Raw genomic sequence first — 24,570 nt, 5'->3', positions numbered from 1 at the left:
AGGACGAAAGCCATGCTGAACCCTTCGAAATCCGATTGCATCACAATTCTCTCGGCCGCCAGCCAGCTTGCCGGCGACTCCATGTTGCCACTCGATCATGGCCGGCTCGGCCTGAGCCGCAACGGCCTGCTGGCTGCCGCCTCCTTCCTGGTCGAGCGGGCCTGCTTCCGGCGCTATCAGCAGGATGCTGATCATTATGCGGTCGGCGCGCTGTCGTTGCAGGGGCGCCTGCGGCTCGAACAGCTGGCGAACGGTTGAGCGGTAGGGCCGAGCGTTCGTAGCGCAGGTTCCTGGCGTATCCGCGCCGGCCATTCGCCGCATCCCTTCGTACCGCGCCTTCCCATTTCCTATCCGTATCTTCACGCCGCGTCGCGTCAGGTCGATCGTTCGCGTGGCGCGGGTATCGCGCGCGTCAATCTTGCGCGCGATACCCGCTTCCCGCATATGTCACGGCGTGACATTTGCCGCGCTCTCACACGGGCGAGTGGCGCTGGCACCCAGCGAACCTTCCCTTCGTGCGAAACCACCTCGATACCGGACGCAAATCTCGCGCCCGGCGTCGCGGCACCTGTCGCTCACAGATGCGACGAGCCCACGCCGAAGATCCCGATGATGCCGATGATGATCAGGTAAAGCGCGACGATGTAGTTCAACAGGCGCGGCATGATCAGGATCAGGATGCCGGCGATCAGCGAAACGAGCGGGCCCAGGCTGAGAGTGACGTTCATGGAGACTCCGTGGTTGAGACGCGTGATGCGCGATTGAGGAAACGATTGAAAAACGTCCCGCCGCGCGGGACCCAAGCCGCTGGCGCAGACCGTGCCGCAGCGATGGATTCACTGCATGATCCGACCTGACGCTCTTATACTGACTTCGACAACAACAACGTGGAACGACGCTCGATTCGCGGCGCGGCAGACCAGACACCGTTACAACCGCTCGTACCCCGGCTCATACGCGAGCCCGTACCAGACAACCGATGTCGAGGAGGTCTCATGCTTCACAGTCGCCGTGCCGTCGGGCGTATTGCCGTGCGCCCAGTTCCGACTTCCGTTTTTACTTCTGTTCTTGCCAGTGTTGCCTTTCAGGGTTCCCGTCCGCGTGGCGCTGGCCGCGCCGCTCCATCTGCCGTGGATTGCACGGCGGAAAGCACCGCCCGGCGCGCAACGCGGCCAACGCCGTTGCGGGCCGCCCGTTCGATAATAAGAGGTTTCGCGCTCATGGTTTCGATTGTTGCTTCGCACGCGTATGCGCAAGATTCTGGCCCGGTCCCCGCGGACGGCGTCTATACGATGCTGGTCGGTACTTACACCAGCGGCAGGAGCGAGGGCATCTACGTCTTTCGCTTCGATACGAAGACCGGCGCGGCGACCCAGGTGTCGGTCGCGCAGACGGTCAATCCGTCGTTTCTGGTCGTGAGCCGCGACCGCCGCTTCGTCTATTCGGTCAACGAATTGCCCGGTGACAACGGCCCGGCCACGCAGCGCGGCGGGATCAGCGCGTTCGGCTTCGATGCCGCGCGCGGGCAACTGACGTTTCTGAACAAGGTGTCGTCGGACGGCAATGATCCGTGCTATCTGAGCATCTCGGCGGACGGCAAGTATCTGCTGGGCGCGAACTATTCGGTCGCGCCCGATCCGGGCGGCAGTTTCGCGGTGTTTCCGCTGCAGGCGAACGGCCAGGTCGGCACCTCGGTGCAGACCGTGCATCACGAGGGCGGCGGTCCGGTGAAAGGGCGGCAGGACAACTCGCACGTGCATTCGACCGTGTTCTCGCCTGACGGCCGCTATCTGTTCGCGCAGGACCTCGGCGCCGACAAGCTGTACTCGTACCGCTACGCGCCGCAGAGCAGCGCCGGCGCGGGCCCATTCATCGCGACGGACTGGGGCTACACGCAGCAGAAGGCCGGCACGGGTCCGCGCCATCTGATCTTTGGCGCGGACGGCAAGCACGCGTATCTGACGAGCGAACTCGCGGCGACCGTCAGCACGTTCGACTACCACGACGGCAGGCTGAAGCTCGTGCAGACGCTGCCATTGAGCGAGCCTGACTTCAAGGGGAAGGTGGGCGCCGCGGCGATCCATATGTCGCCGGACGGACGCTTCGTGTATGCGTCCAATCGCGGCGACGCGAACGAGATCGTGATCTTCTCGGTCGATCCCGCCACTGGACACCTGAAGCAGATCGGCCGGCAGTCGAGCCTCGGCAAATCGCCGCGCGAGTTCACCATCGATCCGACCGGCAACTGGCTGATCGTCGGCAATCAGCTGAGCGACACGGTCTATGTGTTCAAGCGCGATCCGCAGACGGGGCTGCTCGATCCGAATCCGAAGCAGCATTTCGATCTCGGCTCGCCGGTCGACTTCAAGCTGGTATCACCGTCGTGATGCGCAGCACGCGCGGGTAAATGAAAAACGGACAGCTCACATCCTGAGGCTGTCCGTTTTTTCTTCCGGATCATCGCCGACCCGGTTAGCGATTCACCGGGCGCTCATTCCGCCGGCCCCGGCGCCAGCACTTCGCGGCTGCCGTTGATGCTCATCGCCGACACGAGGCCGGCCGCCTCCATCTGTTCGACGAGCCGCGCCGCGCGGTTATAGCCGATGCGCAACTGCCGCTGCACCGACGAGATCGAGGCGCGCCGCGTGCGTACGACGAACGCGACCGCTTCGTCGTACAGCGGATCGGCTTCCGCATCCGGCGCTTCGCCGAACAGGTCCTGGGCCGCGCCGCCATCGGCGGCCGGGCCGTCGAGAATGCCTTCCTCGTATTGTGGCTCGCCGAACTGCTTCAGATATTCGACGATCGCATGCACTTCCTCGTCGGCGACGAACGCGCCGTGCACGCGCTGCGGGTAGCCGGTGCCCGGCGGCAGAAACAGCATGTCGCCCTGGCCGAGCAGCGACTCGGCGCCCATCTGGTCGAGAATCGTGCGCGAGTCGATCTTCGACGACACCTGGAACGCGACGCGCGTCGGAATGTTCGCCTTGATGAGACCGGTGATGACGTCGACGGATGGCCGCTGCGTCGCGAGGATCAGGTGGATGCCGGCCGCACGCGCCTTCTGCGCGAGCCGCGCGATCAGCTCCTCGATCTTCTTGCCGGCGACCATCATCAGGTCGGCGAGCTCGTCGATGACGACGACGATCAGCGGCAGCGGCGCCAGCGGCTCGGGCGCATCGGGCGTCAGCGAGAACGGGTTGCCGAGCTTCTTGCCCTTCGCCTCGGTGTCGCGGATCTTCTGGTTGAAGCCGGCGAGATTGCGCACGCCAACGGCCGACATCAGCCGGTAGCGCTTTTCCATTTCGCCGACGCACCAGTTCAGCGCGTTGGCCGCGAGCTTCATGTCGGTGACGACCGGCGCGAGCAGATGCGGAATGCCTTCGTAGACCGAAAGTTCGAGCATCTTCGGGTCGATCATGATCAGGCGCACTTCCTCTGGCGTCGCCTTGAACAGCAGCGAGCAGATCATCGCGTTGATCGCGACCGATTTGCCCGAGCCGGTCGTGCCGGCCACCAGCATGTGCGGCGCCTTCGCGAGATCGGCGACGACGGGATGGCCGGTGATGTCCTTGCCCATCGCAAGCGTGAGTCGCGAGTGCGAGTTCTGGTAGACGCTCGCCTCGAGAATTTCCGAGAGGCGGATCGTTTGGCGCTTCGCGTTCGGCAGTTCGAGGCCCATGCAGGTCTTGCCCGGAATCGTTTCGACCACGCGGATCGACGTGAGACCGAGACCGCGCGACAGGTCCTTCATCAGACCGACGATCTGGCTGCCGCGCACGCCGAGCGCCGGTTCGACTTCGAAGCGTGTGATGACCGGACCCGCCGATGCGCCGACCACCATCACCGGCACCTTGAATTCCTGCAGGCGCTGCTCGATCAGCAGGCCGGTTTCGCGCAGCTTTTCATCCGGGATCGGTTCGATGTCGGCATCGGCGGGGGCGAGCAGATCGAGCGTCGGCAGTTCGACCATCGATGCGGCCGGCGCATGGAACTCGAAGCCGTTGACCGGCGCGTGGCAGGGCAGCGGCGGGCTGGCGGCGGGCTCGGCAGTGGGTTGGTCGGCGGATTGGACCTGCGGTTGCGGTGTTAGCGCGGGCGAAGACGACGGAGCCGGCGACGGAGCCGGCGACGGTTCGGCGGCCGGCGTGTTCGCGGCAGGCGTTGCGCTTGCGCCGACCGAAGGCTCGATGCTGGTCGCCGGCGCGGCGAAGCCCGGGAAACGGACTACGTTCGAGACGACGGCCGGTGCGGTTGCCGGCATAGCGAGATTCGCCGCACTCGTCGAAGTCGACGACGGCGAGTCGTTTGCGGTGGTGTTCGCGGGCTCGTTCACAGCGGGCAGGGCAGGGGCGTGCGACGTCGCGGGCTCACCTGACTGCGCACTTTCGCTGGCGAGTTCCGAGACCGTCGCGCCGGACCACGGCGGCACGCTTGCGCTCGACGGCGCGGCGGCCTCCGTCTGCGGCGAGTCCGCTGACGCGGCCGCGCGTTGAGCCGCGGCGGGGGCGAGCTTGCTCTCCCAAGGCACGAGCGTCTTGTCGATGACGATTTCGGCTGCCGGAGCCCGCGCTTGCGGAGGCGTCGCGGTGTCGGCGGTGGCCGGTTCGACGGTTCGCGCGGATTCCTCCCCCTGCGATTCCGGGACGCTGGTGTTGGTTGCTGTCTGCGTCGAATCGTTTTGAACCGCCGGTGCGTCTTCTTGCGAAGCATCGTCCCGTAGGCTGGCTGCGAAGCGCTCGAATGGCGTCGCCGTCGGCGACTCATGTTGCGGCGCGCTTGCGGCGGGTTCGGTGGCGGCAGGCTCAGCCACAGCGGATGCCGATGGCTCGACAACCGCGGATTCGACAGCCGCAGCAGCCACGTCGGCCACCGACTCGGTTGCAGTCGTCGTCTGCGGCGCAGCCGTAAGCGGCGCATGAATGACGGGCGGTTCGGTCGGCCATTGCGCAACCGCTTCGTTGCCGCCCTCGACCGACCTCTCGGACTCGGCCACCGCACGCTCAGCCGGCAACTCGACCGATGCGGTTTCTTGCTGCGACTGCGCCGGCGACACCATCCGCGCCGAACTCTCCACGCTCTGCGCCTGCGGCGCCGCAACCGTCTCGCCGTTTTCGACAGGTAGCACGTCCCGCTGCGCCGGTGGCACATCGAACGTCGTCGACGCACGCTCTGCATCGCCAATCTTCGTGCTATCGGCGCCACGGCTGCGCGCCAGGCTCACACCGGCCATGTCGGTCCAGCGCGCGGCGTTTTCCGCGATGCTGCGCAGCGTTTCCTCGACGCTCGCGGGCGGCGCGACCGTCGACGCGTTCGTCGTCGTTCCAGTGAAGTTCGGTGTAGGCCGGCGCACCGTCGACGGCGAGGTCACGCTATTGGCGCGCGAAGCGGCCGGGAACGGTTGACGCGGGGTCGCGCCGCGATTGAGCGGTGCGCTGCCGTCGGTCGGACGTGACAGCGACGACGGGCGGCTTGCGCGGCCCGCGGCATTCATCGATCCCGCTGTGATGCCGATACCGGCGCCCGAGGCGGCGGCGCGGCCCGCCATTGCCTGTGCCGCTCGCGCCGACACGCCGGCCGCGTTGGCGGCCGTCGCCGCCAACGCGGCACTGGAGCCGAACGACGCGGCCGCACGCTGATCTCCGACCGAACGCCGCCCGACCTGCGCAGCGCCATCACGAGCCGACATGCCCGATGCACCCGCCGCACCCAGCGATGCCGCCGCCGTCGCCGCGCGCGGCTCCGTGGTGCGCAACCAGCCGGCCGGCGCGACCGGCTCGGCCGGCACGAATGGTGCGGCGGATCTGTCCGCAGCCTTGTCCGCATGCAGCGCCTGCGTTGCCGTCGACGTTGCCGGGCGCGGCGACGCGCTCGACCCCGTCCGTAGCACCGGCTCGGTCTGCTTGACCGGCCCGCGCGCCGCGTCGGCGGCCGCATCGGCTCGCCCGCTTGCGCCGGCGCCACGGGCGGAAGCGTCCTTGCTAACCGCGATGCCAGCCGCCGCGGTGCCGGCAGCAGCGGCGGAGCCCGCGCCGCGCCCGCTCGCGGGCGGACGCCACACCGTCGGCCGCGCGTAGCGACCCTTGTTGTTGCGTGGCGCCATCGTGTTGGTAGCAGGCGACACATGCGACGGCGCGCCGTCGTCGACGCTGCGGTGGCGGCGCGCATCCTCGTCGCGCTTCGCGAGTCCCCGCGACAGACCGAGGCCGAACGCGCCGTCGGCCCAAACGGCGACGTCGCTCCAGCGGAAGTCGACGAGCCACGGCAGGCTGATCACGAGCAGCGCGAGCGCCGCGAGCGGCGTGCCGACATGGCCGAGCAGATGTCCAAGCCCCGCGGCGAGCGCATGACCGAAACCATTGATGCCGGCAACGCCGATCAGCGAGCCCTCGAGCGTGCAACTCGCGATCAGCACGCAGACGAAACCGAGCCACAGCCGGATCGTGCCGGGGCCGCGCAGACCCGCGCCGCCCGGCAGCATCGACTTCACGAGGCGCCACAAAAGAGGAATGAACCAGACGGCCGACCCGCCGAACCAGCCGAAAACTACCGTGTGCATACCAGACATCTACGAATGACGGAGCGCGCGAGAAGCGCAATCCGTCGAGTTTAAACGGCGCAGCGCGCGGCTTCGAAGGCCGGCGCAAATCCCGAACGCGGCGCAAACTCGCATCACTTGTCGCTGCGATCGAAAATCAGGGTGTCGCCGTTGTCGAGGATTAGCTGCATCTGCTGCGGCGCTCGCATCTGCACGCCGGTGCGATCGATGCGCTCGAGCGCATCGAGGAACGGCTTCTCGATGTCGCCGCCCGGCGAGACGCACGCCATGCGTGTGCCGGCGAGGGAACCGAAGCTCAGCTTGCCGTCCTTCAGCATGTACGAACCCATGAAGCGGTTGCAACCGGAAAAGCCGCTCGCGTGACGCCGGCCGCCTTCGGTCGACAACGTCAGCGTGAGCGGCTTCTGATCCTTCGACGGCACCGCGCGCGCCGTGCCGTCGGCGTTCTTCCACGAGCTCAACACCCAGCTGGTGTCGTCGAGCAGTTGCACGGCGGCGGGATTGAACGGATCAGGCGGCGGCGCCGACGAGTCCGGATGCTTCGGGATCGCGCAGGCACCGAGCAGCGCGGCGATGCTCAACGCGGCGACGGCCGTGCGCAGGCACGGAATGATGCGCGCAAGAGGTCGCGGGCGGGAGCGGATGAGCATGGCGTCGTTCCTGTTCAAACTGGCGAAGGCGTAAGGGTAACGTACTAAGCTTGTCGTGCGCGAGCGATGCTCGCGGTGACGTGATCGCGGCTGCGAACGTCGACGCGGCGGCACGGTTCCGCTCGACCGCCACGGCCTCGCGAGCGCACCCAAAGCGCACCCTGAGCGCCGCGCGGCAAGGGGCCCGCATGTTAACATCGCGGTCTGTCCAATCCCACCCTCATCCCGACTTTTATCTGGAGTTCCCATGCAGATCGGCCAACGGATCGGCACGCCCCTTTCTGAATCCGCGACGCGCGTGATGCTGCTCGGCGCCGGCGAACTCGGCAAGGAAGTGATCATCGCGCTGCAACGGCTGGGCGTCGAAGTGATCGCCGTCGACCGTTACCCGAACGCGCCGGGCCATCAGGTCGCGCATCGCGCGCATGTGATCGACATGACCGACCGCGCCGCGCTGCGCGCGCTGGTCGAGCAGGAGCGCCCGCATCTGATCGTCCCCGAAATCGAGGCGATCGCCACCGACGAGCTCGCCGCGATCGAAACCGAGGCGCTCGCCGAGGTGATCCCGACCGCGCGTGCCACCCAACTGACGATGAACCGCGAAGGCATCCGCCGCCTCGCTGCGGAAGAGCTTGGTCTACTGACCTCGCCGTACGCATTCGCCGATTCGCTCGACGAGCTGCGCGCGGGCATCGCGAAGGTCGGCTATCCGTGCGTAGTGAAACCGGTGATGTCGTCGTCGGGCAAGGGGCAGTCGGTGCTGCGCAGCGACGCCGACGTCGAACCCGCCTGGCAGTACGCGATGGCGGGCGGCCGCGTGAATTTCGGGCGCGTGATCGTCGAGGGTTTCATCGACTTCGAATACGAAATCACGCAGCTCACCGTGCGCGCGATCGACCCGGCGAGCGGCGCGGTCGGCACGTACTTCTGCGATCCGATCGGCCACGTGCAGGTCGCGGGCGACTATGTCGAATCGTGGCAGCCGCAGCCGATGCGCCCGCTCGCGCTCGAGCGTTCGCGCGAGATCGCGCACAAGGTGACGGCGGCGCTCGGCGGCCGCGGCCTGTTTGGCGTGGAACTTTTCGTGCGCGGCGACGACGTATGGTTTTCGGAAGTCAGCCCGCGTCCGCACGACACGGGGCTCGTCACGCTGTGCTCGCAGCGCTTCTCGGAGTTCGAGCTGCACGCGCGCGCGATCCTCGGCCTGCCGGTCGATACGTCGCTGCGTGCGGCGGGCGCGTCGGCGGTGATCTACGGTGGTCGCGACGAGGCCGGCATCGCGTTCGAAGGCGTCGCGGCCGCACTTGCGGTGCCCAATGCGGATCTGCGCCTGTTCGGAAAGCCGGAAAGCTTCGTCAAACGTCGCATGGGCGTCGCGCTCGCGACCGGCGAGAACATCGGGGAAGCGCGCTCGCGTGCCAGGCAGGCGGCGGCCGCGGTGCGGCCGGTGTCGGCGAACTAACGGGCAGGCGGCGAGGCGCGGCGCAAAAGTGTGCGGGACGCACACGAAAGAGCCCACCGCATTCGTTTCTGGTTTATCGAAGCAAAGAGATCGGAGTAGAGGATCGTATGGCGCTTGAATCTCGCAGCAATCCATGGCGCGGCGCGCTTCGCCGGGTCGGCGCACTCGGCGTGGCGTTCGCGCTGAGCGCCGGCATCAGCGGCTGCGGGCTCGCGGCCGCGCCGTGCCGGATCGCTTCGGCGGGACTGAAGATCGTGCCGGTGGTCGGCCACGTCGCCGCTGCGCCGACCGATGCGTGTGCCGGCGTGATCGATCCTTGAAGCGTCGTTGAGCTGTCCGTGAATCGCCCATGAGCTGCCTGTGACTCGGCCGTGACTCGGCCGTGGCTCGGCTGTGACCGGCGTCGCGGCCGGTGCTGCCCTCCCTGCCTGACCCCCGCAACAATCGAGGTATTCGATGAAGACATGGCGTGTTGCAATCCTCACGACAGCAGCATCGACGGTGGCCTGGCTGGCGGCATCTTCCGGCGGCGCATCGGCCGCGCCATTGCAATTCAAGCACATCGAGGGCAAGAACCATCAGACGCGCAAATACACCTGCGCGACCGGCAAGATCCTGCAAGTCACCTACTGGAACGCGCGGAACGGCCAGAGCTTCGCCGTGCTGCCGGTGAAAGGCGCGTCGATGCTGTTCGTCAACACGATCTCGGCGTCCGGTGCGAAGTACCAGGCCGGCAGCTATACGTGGTGGACCAAGGGTCCGCGCGCCAACCTGTACGACCTGACGAGCGGCGAAAATGCGCCGCCGATTCTCTCCGACTGCGTGACCGTGATTCGCTGATTTGCTGATCGGCGGACACGTGCACCGCATGCGGCGGCTTCACCCCCGACCGCCGCCTGCTTCTTCTCGCGCCTGGCTTCCTGTCCCCCGTGCCGCCTCGTGCGCTCGCGCGCATCGTTTCCGTTCGAGTAGTAAGCTGTCCGGCATGGCGTTCGCCATGCCGTTTGCCATGCCGCGCGCGCGAAGCGGTGTTTCGCGCGCAGCCGTCGTTGTCGTCTTCGATTGTCCGTTCCCCGAGTCATCAAGCGAGACCCTCAATGAAAGCATCGGACCTGTTCGTCAAATCGCTGGAAGCCGAAGGTGTCGAGTATGTGTTTGGCATCCCCGGTGAAGAAAATCTCGATCTGCTGGAGTCGCTGCGCCGCTCGAAAATCCGTCTGATCCTCACGCGCCACGAGCAGGCGGCCGGCTTCATGGCCGCCACCTACGGGCGGCTCACCGGCCGCACGGGAGTATGTCTGGCGACGCTCGGCCCCGGCGCGACCAACTTCGTGACCGCGGCCGCCTACGCGCAGCTGGGCGGGATGCCGATGCTGATGGTCACGGGCCAGAAGCCGATCAAATCGAGCAAGCAGGGGCACTTCCAGATCGTCGACGTGGTGCGGATGATGGAGCCGCTCACCAAGTACACACGGCAGATCGTGTCGATCGGCAACATTCCGGCGACGGTGCGCGAGGCGGTGCGCCGCGCCGAGGAGGAGCGGCCCGGCGCCACCCACCTCGAATTGCCCGAGGACGTCGCGCACGAAGAGGGCGACGGCAAGCCGATTCCGAAGAGCTACAGCCGCCGTCCGGTCGCCGAGGAGAGAGCGGTCGCGCGCGCGGTCGAGGCGATCACCGCCGCGAAGCATCCGCTGCTGATGATCGGCGCGGGCGGCAACCGCAAAACCACCACGAAGATGCTGCGCGAGTTCGTCGACCAGATCGGCATTCCCTTTTTCACCACGCAGATGGGCAAGGGCGTGATCGACGAATCGCATCCGATGTGGCTCGGCAACGCGACGCTCTCCGACGGCGATTTCGTGCACCGAGCGATCGAGCACGCCGACTGCATCATCAACGTCGGTCACGACGTGATCGAAAAGCCGCCGTTTTTCATGCGCAGCGGCGAGGCGGGGGAGAAGACCGTGATCCACGTGAACTTCCTCGGCGCCGAAGTCGATCCGGTGTATTTCCCGCAGATCGAAGTGGTCGGCGATATCGCCAACGCGGTGTGGCAGCTCAAGGAGAGCCTGAAGACGCGTCAGGAGCATTGGGACTTCACGCGTTTCAAGGAGATCAAGGAGCACTTCGAGGCGCATCTGGTGAAGGGCCAGCACGACGACCGCTTTCCGATGTACCCGGTGCGGATCGTCAACGACGTGTACGAGACCACGCCGGTCGACGGCATCGTGTGTCTGGATAACGGCATGTACAAGATCTGGTTCGCGCGCTACTACCGCGCGCACGAGCCGAATTCGCTGCTGCTCGACAACGCGCTGGCGTCGATGGGCGCGGGGCTGCCGTCGGCGATCGCGAGCAAGATCGTGCATCCGGAGCGCAAGGTGATCGCCGTGTGCGGCGACGGCGGCTTCATGATGAACTCGCAGGAACTCGAAACGGCGGTGCGGCTGAAGCTCGATCTGGTGATCCTGATTCTGCGCGACGACGCGTTCGGCATGATCCGCTGGAAGCAGGAGAACATGAACTTCCCGGACTACGGCATGACGCTTGCGAACCCGGATTTCGTCGCCTATGCGCAGAGTTATGGCGCGCAGGGGCATAGGATCGAGGCGGCCGAGCAGTTCGCGCCGCTGTTGCGCGAGTGCTTCGCGACGCCCGGCGTGCACGTGATCGACGTGCCGATCGACTATTCGGACAACGAGCGCGTGCTCAATCGCGAGATCAAGCGGCTGTCCGCGCGGCTTTGAGCATCCGTGCATCGAATCAAGGAGAGTGCGACATGTTGCAGAAAACCTATCCGTACTACCTGGCCAACGAGCCGGTGGCCGCCAACACCGATCTCGAAGTCACCGACAAATTCAGCGGCGAAGTCGCCACGCGCGTCGCGATGGCCGACGCGGCCGCGATCGACAAGGCGATCGGCCTGGCGGTCGATGCGATGCCCGCCATGCGCGCCTACCCGCCGTTCAAGCGCCAGGCGGTGCTCGAGCACTGCGTGAAGCGCTTTCGCGAGCGCTACGACGAACTCGCGCTCGCGCTGTGCATCGAGGCGGGCAAGCCGATCAACGATTCGAAGGGCGAAGTCACGCGCCTGATCGATACGTTCAAGGTCGCCGCGGAGGAGAGCGTGCGGATCGACGGCGAGATCATCAATCTGCAGATTTCGCCGCGCGCGAACGGGTATCACGGCTATGTGAAGCGCGTGCCGATCGGGCCGTGCTCGTTCATCTCGCCGTTCAATTTTCCGTTGAACCTGACCGCCCACAAGGTCGCGCCGGCGATCGCGGCCGGCGTGCCGTTCGTGCTGAAACCGGCGAGCCGCACACCGGTCGGTGCGCTGATCATGGGCGAAATTCTCGCGGAAACCGATCTGCCGAAGGGCGCGTTCTCGATTTTGCCCGCGCATCGCGACGGCGCCGACCTGTTCACGACCGACGAGCGCTTCAAGCTGCTGTCGTTCACCGGGTCGCCCGCGGTTGGCTGGGAGTTGAAGCGCAAAGCCGGCAAGAAGAAGGTGATTCTGGAGCTGGGCGGCAACGCGGCGGCGATCGTCGATGGCGATCAGGGCGGCAAGCTCGACTACGTGGTCGACCGGCTCGCGTTCGGCGCGTTCTATCAGTCGGGGCAGAGCTGCATCGGCGTGCAGCGGATTCTCGCGCACACGAGCGTCTACGACGCGCTGCGCGAGAAGCTGATCGCGAAGACGAAGTCGCTCGTGATGGGCGATCCGAAGAACGAAAAGACCTTCGTCGGGCCGATGATCTCCGAATCGGAAGCGAAGCGGCTCGCTGGCTGGATGGAGGGGGCGGTGCAGGCGGGCGCGCAGATCGTCGCGGGCGGCAAGGTCGACGGCGCGATGTTCGAGGCGACGCTGCTGGAAGGCCTGAAGCGCGACACCGATCTGTATCGCAAGGAGGCGTTCGGGCCGGTTGCGATACTCGAGCGCTTCGATGATTTCGAGGCGGCGCTCGCGCAGGTCAACGACAGCGACTTCGGCCTGCAGGCCGGCGTGTTCACCGATTCGCTCGCGCATGCGCATCGCGCGTGGGATGCGCTCGAAGTGGGCGGCGTCGTGATCAACGACGTGCCGTCGTTCCGCGTCGACAACATGCCGTATGGCGGCGTCAAGGATTCGGGGCTCGGGCGCGAGGGCGTGCGCTACGCGATCGAGGACATGACCGAGATGCGGCTGATGGTGATGCGCGAGACGTGGTGAGGGGCGATCTGACGTGAGCGGGGGCGGGCGACCGTTCGCAATGGGGCCGGTGCGGGCGCGGGGACGGCTGACGAACGCCGCGCGCCGCCCGCCGAAGTGCCCGGCTGTCACGCCACTGTCGTCTGTGCGCACTACGCTGCGACCGAAGCAACGGCCGCGAGCCGCCGGCCGGCCAGCCGTCACGAGCGTTTTTGCTGAAGTGCTACAATGCTCGGCTTTCGGCGGATGCTTCCGCCAGCCGGAGCCGGCCGCATTATCCGAACTCAGACGGGTCTCGCGCGGAACGACGTGGCTCCGCCTTCATCCTGATGCCCTCCGCGGTCCCGACCGCTGCCGCGCGCATCGCGCCACGCGCCTTTTTAGCGAAAGCCACCATGTCCGACACAGCCGTCACGCCCAGCACCGAGACTATTTGATCAATTCGGCCTCGCGCCCGACATCCTGAAGGCCATCAAGGAATCGGGCTACACGTCGCCCACGCCGATCCAGGCGCAGGCGATCCCGGTCGTGCTGGCGGGCCGTGACGTGATGGGCGCCGCGCAGACCGGCACCGGCAAGACCGCGAGCTTCTCGCTGCCGATCATCCAGCGTCTGCTGCCGCAGGCCAGTACGAGCGCGTCGCCGGCGCGCCATCCGGTCCGTGCGCTGATCCTCACGCCGACCCGCGAACTGGCCGACCAGGTCGCCGCGAATGTGCAGGCGTACGCGAAGCACACGGCGCTGCGCAGCGCGGTCGTGTTCGGTGGCGTCGACATGAATCCGCAGTCGGACCAGTTGCGCCGCGGCGTCGAAATCCTGATCGCGACGCCGGGCCGTCTGCTCGATCACGTGCAGCAGAAAACCGCGAACCTGGGCCAGGTGCAGATGCTCGTGCTCGACGAAGCCGACCGCATGCTCGACATGGGCTTCCTGCCCGACCTGCAGCGCATCCTGAACCTGCTGCCGAAAGAGCGCCAGACGCTGCTGTTCTCCGCGACGTTCTCGGGCGAAATCAAGAAGCTCGCCGCGACGTATCTGCGCAACCCGCAGACCATCGAAGTGGCGCGCAGCAACTCGACCGCGACCAATGTCACGCAGATCGTCTACGAAGTCGCCGAGGGCGACAAGACCGGCGCGGTCGTGCAGCTGATCCGCGAGCGTGGCCTGAAGCAGGTGCTCGTGTTCTGCAACAGCAAGATCGGCGCGAGCCGGCTCGCGCGCAGTCTCGAACGCGACGGCGTGGTCGCGACCGCGATTCACGGCGACCGCACGCAGAGCGAGCGCATGCAGGCGCTCGATGCGTTCAAGCGCGGCGAAGTCGAGGCGCTCGTCGCGACGGATGTCGCCGCGCGCGGTCTCGACATCGTCGAACTGCCGACTGTGATCAACTTCGACCTGCCGTTCAACGCCGAAGACTACGTGCACCGGATCGGCCGCACGGGCCGCGCGGGTGCATCGGGCGACGCGCTGTCGCTGTGCAGCCCGAACGAGCGCAAGCAACTGGCCGACATCGAGAAGCTGATCAAGCGTCCGCTCGACTTGCAGCGGCTGTCCGTCGAGGCGCCGGTGCGCCATCATCACGAGGACCGTCCGCCGCGCCGCGAGCGCAGCGAATCGCGCGACGAGCGCAGCCGCCGTCGCCCGGGCGGGGCGTCGGGTTCGTATGACCGTGCGCATCATCATCGCGCGCAACCGGTCGACGATTTCTTCCTGAAGCCGTACGAGCCGTCGCCGGCATCGGTGCTCAAGATCGAGGAGACGGCCGCGTCGAACTCCGCGCCGCAAAAGACGGCGCCGCAGCGGCCACTGGCCGCGTTGCTCGGTGGCTTCGGAATGCCGAGGAAGACGCCTTCGTCGTCGTAAGACGGGCTGTCGGGTTCAGAGCTCGGGGTGCAACGCCTCGAGCGTAAAAACGGTGGGGCCGCGCGGTTCGATGTCTCGGAAAACGCAGCAGGCTTCACGCGTGCGCATCATCGGGATGCGCGAATGTTCATCCGTTTTGCCCAGGCCGCGGTCGCGGCGCTGTAGAACTGCTCCAGCGTCGTGGGCGGCTCGCTTCCCAACTTCAGTCCCAGATGCCGTGCCGCCGCGCCTAGTGCTTCGAGCGGCTTGTCGCTATCGAGCGCGGTCGCGCCGTTCTGCTTGCTCAGTTTCTCGCCGTGCTCGTTGGTGACGACCGGCACATGCAGATACTCGGGCGTTGCCACACCCAGACAACGCTGCAGATAAATCTGCCGCGCCGTCGAATCCATCAGATCCGCGCCGCGCACGATGTGCGTGATGCCCGCGTCCGCATCGTCCACCACCACCGCCAGCTGATATGCCCACTGATCGTCCGCGCGGCGCAGCACGAAATCGCCGACCTCGGTCGCGAGATTTTGCGTCTGCGGACCCTGCCAGCGGTCGTCGAACGTGATCACGGCGGGCTCGCCGTCGGGTACGCGCAGGCGCCACGCGCGTGCCGGCTTGCCATGCAGACCCGTGCGGCAGGTGCCGGGGTAGGCGAGTGTAGTGTTGCGCGCGTGCGCGTGCAGCAGCGAATCGGCGATTTCCTTGCGCGTGCAGCCGCACGGATAGACGAGACCGGTCGATTTCAACTGCTCCAGCGCGTGCTGATAGCGCGCCATGCGCTGGCTTTGCCAGACCGGCGTTTCGTCCGCGCGCATGCCGAAGCGTTCGAGGGTCGCGAGGATGTCCTCGGCGGCACCCGGCACCGTGCGCGGTCCGTCGATATCTTCGACGCGCACGAGCCACGCGCCGCGCTGCGCGCGCGCGTCGAGCCAGCTCGTGAGCGCGCTGACCAGCGAGCCGAAATGCAGCGGGCCGGTCGGCGACGGCGCGAAGCGTCCGCGATAGGTCATGGTTTGGGGACGACAGGTGCGGCGCCCGCGTCACGGAGCCCCCCGGCTGTCATTACGCGGCGCACGCGGCCTTGCTGTCCGGATGGCACGCCGGACAGGTCTTGCCCGCGACGTACATCGGCGATTGCTGTTGCTCGGGCGTGACCACCGCGCGGCAGCCGAAGCATTGCGCGGTCGCGGTCGGTTCGAGTTGCGGATTCAGCGCGGTGCGGTAGTCGAACACGAAGCAGTCGCCGTGATAATGCGCGCCGCCCACTTCCTCGAAGTATTTGAGGATGCCGCCTTCGAGCTGGTACACGTTCTCGATGCCGACCTCCTTCATATGGATCGCGGCCTTCTCGCAGCGGATGCCGCCCGTGCAGAACGACACCACGGTCTTGTCTTGGAGATCGGCACGGTTGTTCTCGATTACCTCGGGGAATTCGCTGAACTTCGTGATCCGATAGTCGAGCGCGTTGTCGAACGTGCCGACGTCGACTTCGAACGCGTTGCGCGTGTCGAGCATCACGACCGGACGGCCTTCGTCGTCGTGACCGCGGTCGAGCCAGGTCTTCAGCGTCGGCGCGTCGACGAACGGTGCGCGGCCGAGCTCGGGGCGGATCGCCGGCTTTTTCATCGTGATGATTTCGCGCTTGAGCTTGACCAGCATGCGCGTGAAGGGCTGCTTGTCCGACAGGCTTTCCTTGAACTGCAGATTCGCGAACTTGCCTTCGAACAGCGCGTCGTGGCGAATGTAGTCGATGAATGCGTCGGTGTTCTCGCGCGTGCCGGCGATGAACAGGTTGATGCCTTCCGGCGCGAGCAGGATGGTGCCACGCAGGCCGAGCGCATTGCAGCGTTCGGTGACGAGCGGGCGCCAGGCGGCGGTGTCTTCGATGGTCGCGAATTGATACGCGGCGAGATTGACGATACTCATGTGTGTTCTGCGGTAAAGATGGCCGGCGTGGCGAGGGGCGGCGGGATGTGCCGCCGCTGTTGCGCCCCGTATGAGACCCGGGGTTTGACGCGCGGGTTCGCGCGCGTTTGCCGCGCGTTTGCCGCGCGTTTGCCGGTTAAATGGCCACGTCGAGAGAGGCGAAACCTCTATTATCCCTCAACCCGGCATTTTCCCCGACCTGGCCGAATGGCTAACGAGTTGCGCTAGCGCAAACAGCGCTCGCGCCGACCTCGTCCTGGCCGCATGGCCAACGCGCCGTTTTGACCTGAAATCCGCGGAAGGGTGGAGTTACAATGTCGCCCATGTCAGATCCCCGCTTCGTTCATCTCCGCGTTCACTCCGAATTCTCGATTGCCGACGGCATCGTGCGTCTCGACGACATCGTCGCGGCGGCGGCCAAAGACGGTCAGGGCGCGCTCGCGCTTACCGACCTCGGCAACGCGTTCGGCCTCGTCCGTTTCTACCAGGAAGCGCGTGGCAAAGGGATCAAACCCATTGCCGGCTGCGACGTCTGGATCACCAATCCTGACGACCGCGACAAGCCTTCCCGCCTGCTGCTGCTGGTCAAGGACCGCCGCGGTTACCTGAACCTCTGCGAATTGCTCAGCAAGGCCTCGCTGACGAACCAGTATCGCGGCCGCGCGGAAATCGAAGCCGGCTGGCTCGAATCCGGTCTGGGCGAAGGGCTGCTCGCCCTGTCGGGCGCGCAGCAGGGCGACATCGGTCTCGCGCTGGCGGCCGGCAACGAAGAGGCGGCGAAGCGCCACGCGCAGCATTGGGCGAAGGTGTTCCCAGGCGGCTTCTATATCGAGCTGCAGCGCTACGGCCAGCCTGGCGGCGAGCAGTACGTGCAGCAGGCGGTCGCGCTCGCGGCATCGCTGAAACTGCCGGTCGTCGCGACGCACCCGATGCAGTTCATGACGCCGGACGACTTCACCGCGCACGAAGCGCGCGTGTGTATTTCCGAAGGCGACATTCTCGCGAATCCGCGTCGCCAGAAGCGCTTCACGGCCGAGCAGTATTTCCGCACGCAACAGGAAATGGCCACGCTGTTCGCGGACATTCCTTCGGCGCTGGCGAACACGGTGCAGATCGCCAAGCGCTGCAATCTGACGCTCGAACTCGGCAAGCCGAAGCTGCCGCTCTTTCCGACGCCCGACGGCATGTCGCTCGACGACTACCTGGTGCAGCTATCGAAAGAGGGCCTCGAAAAGCGGCTCGAACAGTTGTATCCGGACGAGGCCGAGCGCGACGCGCAACGCCCGACGTACTACCAGCGCCTCGAATTCGAGTGCGGCACGATCATCAAGATGGGCTTTCCGGGCTACTTCCTGATCGTCGCGGACTTCATCAACTGGGCCAAGAACAACGGCGTGCCGGTCGGGCCGGGCCGGGGTTCGGGCGCGGGTTCGCTGGTCGCCTATGCGCTCGGCGTGACCGATCTCGATCCGCTGCGCTACAACCTGCTGTTCGAACGTTTCCTGAATCCGGAGCGGGTGTCGATGCCCGACTTCGATATCGACTTCTGCCAGCACGGCCGCGATCGCGTGATCCAGTACGTGAAGGAGAAATACGGCGCGAACGCGGTGTCGCAGATCGCGACGTTCGGCACGATGGCGGCGAAGGCGGCGGTGCGCGACATCGGCCGCGTGCTCGATCTCGGCTACATGTTCACGGACGGCATCGCGAAGTTGATCCCGTTCAAGCCGGGCAAGCACGTGACGATCGCCGACGCGATGAAGGAAGAGCCGCTGTTGCAGGAGCGCTTCGACAACGAAGACGAAGTGCACCAGCTGCTCGAACTCGCGCAGCGCGTCGAAGGCTTGACGCGTAACGTCGGCATGCACGCGGGCGGCGTGCTGATCGCGCCGGGCAAGCTGACCGATTTCTGCCCCTTGTACACGCAGGGCGACGAAAGCGGCGTCGTCAGCCAGTACGACAAGGACGACGTCGAAGCGGTCGGCCTCGTGAAGTTCGACTTTCTGGGCCTGACCACGCTGACCATTCTGGATTGGGCCGAGCGCTACATTCGCCGCCTCGATCCGTCGAAGCAGGACTGGTCGCTCGCCCAGGTGCCGCTCGACGATCCGGCGTCGTTCTCGATCCTGAAGAAAGCGAATACGGTCGCCGTGTTCCAGCTGGAAAGCCGCGGCATGCAGGGCATGCTGAAGGACGCGCAGCCCGACCGCTTCGAAGACATCATCGCGCTCGTTGCGTTGTACCGCCCGGGTCCGATGGACCTGATCCCGAGCTTCTGTGCGCGTAAGCACGGCCGCGAGGTGGTGGAATATCCGGACCCGCGCGTCGAACCTGTTCTGAAAGAGACCTACGGCATCATGGTCTACCAGGAGCAGGTGATGCAGATGGCGCAGATCATCGGCGGCTACTCGCTGGGCGGTGCCGACCTGCTGCGTCGCGCGATGGGTAAGAAAAAGCCCGAGGAAATGGCCAAGCACCGCGAAATTTTCGCGGAAGGCGCGGCCACCAACGGCCTCACGCGCGAGAAGTCCGACGAAATCTTCGACCTGATGGAGAAGTTCGCGGGCTACGGCTTCAACAAGTCGCACGCGGCCGCCTACGCGCTGCTTGCGTACTACACCGCGTGGCTGAAGGCGCACCATCCGGCCGAATTCATGGCGGCCAACATGTCGCTCGCGATGGACGACACGGACAAGGTCAAGATCCTGTTCGAAGACTGCCTCGCGAACAAGATGGCCGTGCTGCCGCCGGACGTGAACCTGTCCGCGTATCGCTTCGAGCCGGTCGCCGAAGCCGACGGCAAGCGCTCGCGCACGATCCGCTACGGTCTCGGCGCGATCAAGGGCAGCGGCCAGAACGCGATCGAAGAAATCCTGCGCGCGCGCGAGGAAGGCCGCTTCATCGACATCTTCGATTTCTGCAACCGTGTCGATCGGCGCATCGTCAATCGTCGCACGATCGAGGCGCTGATTCGCGCCGGCGCGTTCGACACGCTGCATCTGAACCGCGCGCAGCTGATCGCGTCGGTGTCGCTCGCGATGGAAGCGGCCGAGCAGGCGGCGGCCAATGCGCTGCAGGCCGGCCTGTTCGACATGGGCGACGCGCCGTCGCAAGGCCACGAACTCGTCGACGAACCGGAGTGGCCGGAAAAGCGCAAGCTGCAGGAAGAGAAGGCCGCGCTCGGTTTCTACCTGTCGGGCCATCTGTTCGATGCATACAAGGACGAAGTGCGTCGCTTCGTGCGCCAGAAGATCGGCGAGCTGAAGGAAGGGCGCGACAAGCTGGTCGCGGGCGTGATCGTGTCGCTGCGCACGCAGATGACCCAGCGCGGCAAGATGCTGATCGCGCTGCTCGACGACGGCACCGGCCAGTGCGAAGTGACGGTGTTCAACGAGGTCTTCGAAGAGCACAAGCAGTTGTTCAAGGAAGACGAGCTGCTGGTCGTGCAGGGCCAGGCGCGCAACGACGCGTTCACGGGCGGCATCCGCTTCACGGTCGAAACGGTGATGGATCTCGGCCGCGCGCGCTGCCGTTACGCGGACTCGCTGAAGGTGCAGATGAACGGCAACGCGGACGCGCAGGCATTGCGCCGGGTGCTCGAAGCGCACACCGCCGGCAAGGACGAGCCGTCCGCCACAGCCGCGCCGGCGGCCGCGCCGCGCGGCAATGGCGGTGGGCGTGGCGGCTTCGGCGGCGACGGCGGCCGTCAGCGTCAAGCGGTGCAGATTCCGAACGGGCTCGCGGTGCAGGTCGTTTATCGCAGCGAGCATGCGCAAGGCGAAATGCGTCTGGGCGACGCGTGGCGCGTGAAGCCGACCGATGAACTGCTCGCCGCGCTGCGCGGCGAGTTTGCGGGAAGCTCGATCGAAATCGTGTATTGAGCGCGGTCCGCGGTATGGATGGGCCAGTGCCGCGTGTACCGGCTCGCCTTACCGCCCGCCCGTTTTTTCCAGGCGCGCGAGCTTCAGAAACCGGTAGTACACCGTCTCCGCATTGAACAGCGCGATCATCAGCCCGGTGCGGCCATCCAGAAAACCGCGCCGCAGCAGATAAGTCCGCACGAACGCCCACAGGCCGCGCCCGAGCGCGAGTCGAATGCTGCCTTTCTGCCCGGCCTCGTAACGCTGCCGCGCGCCGGCCGTCGAATACGCGTCGAGCTTGCGCAGCACACCCTCGTAGTCCTCGTACGAGTAGTGCATCAGCTTGCCGGTCAGGCGTTGCGCGGGCGTGTCGAACACGAGGCGCTCGTGCACGAGGTCGTCGGAGAAGCGCGCGGTGCCGCGTTTGAAGAGGCGCGGAATCCAGTCGGGATACCAGCCGCTGTGATGAACCCAGTGGCCGCAGAAGCTCGACAGACGGTCCACCGCGTAGACGTCGGCGGCGGGCGCGGCGAGCGTCGCGCGAATCGATGCGGCAAGTTCCGGCGTGACGATTTCGTCGGCGTCGAGCGAGAGGATCCAGCTGGTGGTCAGTGCATCGACCGCGCGGTTCTTTTGCGGGCCGAAGCCCGGCCAGTCCGTCTGTTCGATGACACGCGCGCCGTGCGCGCGAGCGATGTCGGCGGTGCCGTCGGTGCTGCCGCCGTCGATCACGACGATCTGGTCGGCAAAGGCCACGGCCTGCAGGCATTCGGCCAGCCGCGCCGCCGCGTTCCGCGGTGATGATGGCAACGCCAAGAGTGGTTTCTTGCATACCTGAGTTGCGTGGAGGACGAAGTGACGGAGAGGGTCGCGACCCGGCAATCGAGCAGCGAGTATACACATCTCATCCGTCCCCACACCACGGCACCGATCCGCCAGGCGTTGCGCGCATGCCGTCGCGCGCCGAGCGCCGGCCGTCATCTGCAACCGATTACAATGCTCTTTTTTGATATTTCACGTGGCCGTCCGATCATGCGCCGCGTGCTCGCCGTTCCGCATTTCCAGAGGATTCCTTGAGCGCGAAGCCAACGTTAAGCAAACCCATGGGTGCAGGCGATGCGTCGTCGCCGGCCGTCGTCCTGCGGCGCCTGTGGCCTTTCATCAAGCCGCTGCTGGGGGTCGGGGTCGGCGCGATCATCGCGATGGCGGTGAGCGCCGGCACCGACGCCGCCATTCCCGCGCTGCTCAAGCCGCTGCTCGACAAGGGCTTCGGCTCGCACGCAGTCGACACGACCAAGTGGCTCGTGCCGATCGCGGTGATCGGCCTCGCGCTGATTCGCGGCGTGTCGCAGTACGCGTCCGGCTATCTGCTCGCGTACGTGTCGAACAAGATCCTGCTCGAGCTGCGTCTGAAGATGTTCGACCGCATGATCCACACGAGCGTCGCGTTCTTCCAGCGCGAAACCGCGAGCACGGTGATCAACGCGATCGTCTTCGAGGTCAATCAGATCCTGAACGTGCTGCTGAGCGTGATGGTCACGCTCGTGCGCGACTCGCTGACGGTGATCTTCCTGCTTGGCTATCTGTTCTATCTGAACTGGCGCCTGACGTTGATCGTCGCGGTGCTGCTGCCGGGCATCGGCTGGCTGGTCGGCAAGATCAATCGCCGGCTGCGGCGACTGAACCGCGAGCACCAGCTGCTCACCAACGAGCTGTCGTATATCGTCGAAGAAACGGTGGGCGGCTACAAGGTCGTCAAGGTGCATAACGGCGAGCAATACGAGACGGACCGCTTCACCGCGATGAGCCGGCGCCTGCGCGGCTACGCGATGCGCATGACGGTGTCCGGTGGCCTCGCGCAGCCGTTGACGCAGTTCCTGGCGTCGATCGCGCTCGCGGTCGTGATCACGATCGCGGTGGTGCAGTCGTCGTCGGATCAGACGACGGTCGGCGGCTTCGTCGCGTTCGTCACGTCGATGCTCCTGATCATCTCGCCGCTCAAGCATCTGATGGACGTGAACCAGCCGTTGCAGCGCGGCATGACCGCGGCCGAGCTGATCTTCGGCCTGATCGACGAGCCGGCCGAGCCGGAAGGCGGCGGCAAGCCGCTCGCTCACGCGCGCGGCGAGGTCGAGTTCCGCGACGTGTCGTTCATCTACGGCACGAACTCCACGCACAACCGCCATACGCTCGACCAGGTGTCGTTCAAGATCGCGCCGGGCGAGATGGTCGCGCTCGCGGGTCCGTCGGGCAGCGGCAAGACCACGCTCGTGAACCTGTTGCCGCGCTTCTTCGATCCGACCGGCGGCGCGATTCTGGTCGACGGCGTCGCGCTGCCCGAGTACGACCTGCACGCGCTGCGCAGCCAGATCGCGATGGTGAGCCAGGACGTCGTGCTGTTCAACGACACCATCGCGCACAACGTTGCGTACGGTCAGGAGGTCGATGCGGAGAAGGTCAAGGCGGCGTTGCGCGCGGCTAACCTGTGGGACACCGTGCAGGCGATGCCGCAGGGCATCGAGACGCTCGTCGGTGACAACGGCATGATGCTGTCGGGCGGCCAACGCCAGCGTCTCGCGATCGCGCGCGCGATCTACAAGAACGCGCCGATCCTGATTCTCGACGAAGCGACGTCGGCGCTCGATTCCGAGTCCGAGCGCCACGTGCAGGCGGCGCTCGAAACGCTGATGAAAGGCCGCACCACGCTCGTGATCGCGCACCGCCTGTCGACGATCGAGCGCGCCGACCGCATCCTCGTGATGGAGGCGGGGCGGATCGTCGAGCGCGGCAGCCATCGCGAGCTGCTCGAGCACGACGGCTTGTACGCCCATCTGCATCGCATCCAGTTCCAGCAAAGCCCGGTTTGATCCGGCACATTGCGAACGGGAGCGCGGGCCGGTGTTGCGTTTAAGTCTCAATTTATTGCGCTTTTTCGGCGCTAATCGCATGCTGGCGGGCAATCACGGTCCGCCTCGCGGAAATCGACTGCCCATGTCTCACGACGATCCGAGCAAGCCGCTCGTCTCCATCGCGCTCGCGACGTACAACGGCCGCACTTATCTGCCCGAGCTGCTGGCTTCGCTCGAAGGGCAGAGCTGGCCCCATCTCGAAGTCGTGGTATCCGACGACGCCTCCTGCGACGGCACCCGCGAACTGCTCGCGTCCCATACGGGACGCGTGCCGGTGCGGCTCGTCGGCGATGGCACGCGGGCCGGCATCGTCGGCAATTTCGAGCGCGCGCTCGCCGGCTGCCGCGGCGACTACATCGCGCTCGCCGACCAGGACGACGTCTGGGCGCCCGAGAAGGTCACCGATCTGATGCGCGAGCTGCGGCGCGTGGAAAGCGCGGGCGACGCCGCCGCGACGCCGGCGCTCGCGTTCTGCGACATCGAGCTCGTCGACTCGACGCTGTGCTGTATGTCACGCTCGCTGTTCGATATCACCGCGAAGTCGCGCTGCGCGACGCGACTGCGCGATTTTCTGCTGAGCAACCATGTGCCCGGCTGCGCGATGCTCGTCAATCGCGCGACGCTCGAACGTGCGCTGCCGTTCCCGCCCGGCATCGTGATGCACGACTGGTGGCTCGCGATGGTGGTCGCGTCGTTCGGCGAGATTCGCCACGTCGCGGCGCCGCACCTGAAGTATCGGCAGCATGACGGCAACGCGGTCGGCGCGAGCGCGACCAACGAGCGCGGCGCGGCGCGCGACGAATGCGGCGCCGAGGCGGCACGACGGCGCGGCGCGAGCCGGCAGCGGCAGATCGAAGCCATCGCGGATCAGGTGCGGGTGTTCGTGCGACGCTTCGGCGCCGAGCTGCCCGTCGATGCGCGTCACGACATGTATGCGTTTTCGCGCGGTGTCGCGAGCTGGCGCGGCGCATTCGAGTTCGTGATGATCAGCCACACCGGCGAGACCTTCGTGCGCTCGGTGAAGATCCTGCGGCGCTTGCGCGCGAGCGTGCTGAGCTTCGGCGTCGAGGTGCGAAGGCCGAGTCTCGCGCGACGCTTGCGGCAGCGGCGGGGCGCGTCGCGCGGACTTTCCTGACCCATGTGGCGTCGCCAGGC

General features: G+C 66.3%; 15 protein-coding genes and 2 pseudogenes. 11 read left to right on the top strand and 6 right to left on the bottom strand.

Annotated elements, in window-relative coordinates:
* The first annotated feature begins 12 nt into the window (after positions 1-12).
* Positions 13-258 (top strand): hypothetical protein, encoded by a 246-nt coding sequence (locus OKW38_RS14355; protein ID WP_184009621.1) that lies wholly within the window; start codon positions 13-15, stop codon positions 256-258.
* A 317-nt stretch (positions 259-575) separates the two neighbouring features.
* Here the strand turns inward: OKW38_RS14355 and OKW38_RS14350 are convergent, their stop codons facing one another.
* A complete protein-coding gene (locus OKW38_RS14350) occupies positions 576-728 on the bottom strand; it encodes a DUF3096 domain-containing protein (RefSeq protein ID WP_013088853.1) in 153 nt (50 codons plus the stop codon).
* Between the two features lie 267 nt (positions 729-995).
* On the opposite strand from OKW38_RS14350, the gene OKW38_RS14345 reads away from it, so the two are divergent.
* A complete protein-coding gene (locus tag OKW38_RS14345; protein WP_429362004.1) occupies positions 996-2,387 on the top strand; it encodes a lactonase family protein in 1,392 nt (463 codons plus the stop codon).
* A 104-nt stretch (positions 2,388-2,491) separates the two neighbouring features.
* Here OKW38_RS14345 and OKW38_RS14340 read toward each other — a convergent pair whose 3' ends face one another.
* Positions 2,492-6,559 carry a DNA translocase FtsK gene (locus OKW38_RS14340; protein ID WP_429362002.1) on the bottom strand — a complete coding sequence of 1,356 codons (4,068 nt, stop codon included), beginning with the start codon at positions 6,557-6,559 and terminating at the stop codon, positions 2,492-2,494.
* A gap of 113 nt (positions 6,560-6,672) precedes the next feature.
* Positions 6,673-7,209 (bottom strand): META domain-containing protein, encoded by a 537-nt coding sequence (locus OKW38_RS14335; RefSeq protein WP_090803653.1) that lies wholly within the window; start codon positions 7,207-7,209, stop codon positions 6,673-6,675.
* A gap of 247 nt (positions 7,210-7,456) precedes the next feature.
* Here OKW38_RS14335 and purT point away from each other — a divergent pair, with 247 nt between their 5' ends.
* The 6 genes and pseudogenes from purT to OKW38_RS14305 all read left to right on the top strand — a co-directional run bounded on the left by purT (position 7,457) and on the right by OKW38_RS14305 (position 14,732).
* Positions 7,457-8,671, top strand: a complete 1,215-nt coding sequence (gene purT, locus OKW38_RS14330) for a formate-dependent phosphoribosylglycinamide formyltransferase (protein WP_429362001.1) — start codon at positions 7,457-7,459, stop codon at positions 8,669-8,671.
* A gap of 107 nt (positions 8,672-8,778) precedes the next feature.
* Positions 8,779-8,991: a DUF6726 family protein gene (locus OKW38_RS14325; RefSeq protein WP_187611018.1), complete on the top strand. Its 213-nt coding sequence runs from the start codon at positions 8,779-8,781 to the stop codon at positions 8,989-8,991.
* 136 nt (positions 8,992-9,127) lie between these two features.
* Complete coding sequence (locus OKW38_RS14320) at positions 9,128-9,511, top strand: MliC family protein (RefSeq protein WP_429335996.1); 384 nt, start codon at positions 9,128-9,130, stop codon at positions 9,509-9,511.
* A 257-nt stretch (positions 9,512-9,768) separates the two neighbouring features.
* A complete protein-coding gene (locus tag OKW38_RS14315) occupies positions 9,769-11,421 on the top strand; it encodes an acetolactate synthase large subunit (RefSeq protein ID WP_090803661.1) in 1,653 nt (550 codons plus the stop codon).
* A gap of 32 nt (positions 11,422-11,453) precedes the next feature.
* The gene (locus OKW38_RS14310; RefSeq protein WP_429362000.1) at positions 11,454-12,890 is read left to right on the top strand and encodes an aldehyde dehydrogenase family protein; all 1,437 of its coding nucleotides are present in this window, start codon (positions 11,454-11,456) and stop codon (positions 12,888-12,890) included.
* Between the two features lie 374 nt (positions 12,891-13,264).
* A pseudogene (locus OKW38_RS14305) lies at positions 13,265-14,732 on the top strand (DEAD/DEAH box helicase).
* 107 nt (positions 14,733-14,839) lie between these two features.
* Here the strand turns inward: OKW38_RS14305 and gluQRS are convergent.
* Both gluQRS and OKW38_RS14295 read right to left on the bottom strand, forming a co-directional pair.
* Positions 14,840-15,730: a tRNA glutamyl-Q(34) synthetase GluQRS gene (gluQRS, locus tag OKW38_RS14300; protein ID WP_429361998.1), complete on the bottom strand. Its 891-nt coding sequence runs from the start codon at positions 15,728-15,730 to the stop codon at positions 14,840-14,842.
* Positions 15,731-15,782: 52 nt separating this feature from the next.
* Entirely contained in the window at positions 15,783-16,646 is an 864-nt protein-coding gene (locus OKW38_RS14295) for a sulfurtransferase (protein ID WP_429361996.1), read from the bottom strand.
* Positions 16,647-16,960: 314 nt separating this feature from the next.
* On the opposite strand from OKW38_RS14295, the gene dnaE reads away from it, so the two are divergent.
* Positions 16,961-20,527 (top strand): DNA polymerase III subunit alpha, encoded by a 3,567-nt coding sequence (gene dnaE, locus OKW38_RS14290; protein ID WP_429336001.1) that lies wholly within the window; start codon positions 16,961-16,963, stop codon positions 20,525-20,527.
* A gap of 48 nt (positions 20,528-20,575) precedes the next feature.
* Here the strand turns inward: dnaE and OKW38_RS14285 are convergent.
* Positions 20,576-21,338 (bottom strand): annotated as a pseudogene (locus tag OKW38_RS14285) (glycosyltransferase family 2 protein).
* 241 nt (positions 21,339-21,579) lie between these two features.
* Here OKW38_RS14285 and msbA point away from each other — a divergent pair.
* Together msbA and OKW38_RS14275 are read left to right on the top strand one after the other, a co-directional pair.
* Positions 21,580-23,373, top strand: coding sequence for a lipid A export permease/ATP-binding protein MsbA (gene msbA / locus OKW38_RS14280; RefSeq protein WP_429361995.1), 1,794 nt, complete (start codon positions 21,580-21,582; stop codon positions 23,371-23,373).
* Positions 23,374-23,497: 124 nt separating this feature from the next.
* On the top strand, positions 23,498-24,550 hold the full coding sequence (locus OKW38_RS14275) for a glycosyltransferase family 2 protein (RefSeq protein WP_429361993.1): 1,053 nt from the start codon (positions 23,498-23,500) through the stop codon (positions 24,548-24,550).
* Positions 24,551-24,570 lie beyond the last annotated feature (20 nt).

It is taken from the genome of Paraburkholderia sp. MM5496-R1 (genome assembly GCF_050436205.1).
Taxonomy (GTDB): domain Bacteria; phylum Pseudomonadota; class Gammaproteobacteria; order Burkholderiales; family Burkholderiaceae; genus Paraburkholderia; species Paraburkholderia tuberum.
The sequence above is the reverse complement of the archived record's forward strand: the minus strand, read 5'-3'. Positions and strand labels throughout refer to the sequence as shown.

Bases quoted from the DNA above. Each gene is read 5' to 3' on its own strand.
- OKW38_RS14355 (WP_184009621.1), top strand. From the start codon at position 13: ATGCTGAACCCTTCGAAATCCGATTGCATCACAATTCTCTCGGCCGCC.
- OKW38_RS14350 (WP_013088853.1), bottom strand. From the start codon at position 728: ATGAACGTCACTCTCAGCCTGGGCCCGCTCGTTTCGCTGATCGCCGGC.
- OKW38_RS14345 (WP_429362004.1), top strand. From the start codon at position 996: ATGCTTCACAGTCGCCGTGCCGTCGGGCGTATTGCCGTGCGCCCAGTT.
- OKW38_RS14340 (WP_429362002.1), bottom strand. From the start codon at position 6,559: ATGCACACGGTAGTTTTCGGCTGGTTCGGCGGGTCGGCCGTCTGGTTC.
- OKW38_RS14335 (WP_090803653.1), bottom strand. From the start codon at position 7,209: ATGCTCATCCGCTCCCGCCCGCGACCTCTTGCGCGCATCATTCCGTGC.
- purT (WP_429362001.1), top strand. From the start codon at position 7,457: ATGCAGATCGGCCAACGGATCGGCACGCCCCTTTCTGAATCCGCGACG.
- OKW38_RS14325 (WP_187611018.1), top strand. From the start codon at position 8,779: ATGGCGCTTGAATCTCGCAGCAATCCATGGCGCGGCGCGCTTCGCCGG.
- OKW38_RS14320 (WP_429335996.1), top strand. From the start codon at position 9,128: ATGAAGACATGGCGTGTTGCAATCCTCACGACAGCAGCATCGACGGTG.
- OKW38_RS14315 (WP_090803661.1), top strand. From the start codon at position 9,769: ATGAAAGCATCGGACCTGTTCGTCAAATCGCTGGAAGCCGAAGGTGTC.
- OKW38_RS14310 (WP_429362000.1), top strand. From the start codon at position 11,454: ATGTTGCAGAAAACCTATCCGTACTACCTGGCCAACGAGCCGGTGGCC.
- gluQRS (WP_429361998.1), bottom strand. From the start codon at position 15,730: ATGACCTATCGCGGACGCTTCGCGCCGTCGCCGACCGGCCCGCTGCAT.
- OKW38_RS14295 (WP_429361996.1), bottom strand. From the start codon at position 16,646: ATGAGTATCGTCAATCTCGCCGCGTATCAATTCGCGACCATCGAAGAC.
- dnaE (WP_429336001.1), top strand. From the start codon at position 16,961: ATGTCGCCCATGTCAGATCCCCGCTTCGTTCATCTCCGCGTTCACTCC.
- OKW38_RS14275 (WP_429361993.1), top strand. From the start codon at position 23,498: ATGTCTCACGACGATCCGAGCAAGCCGCTCGTCTCCATCGCGCTCGCG.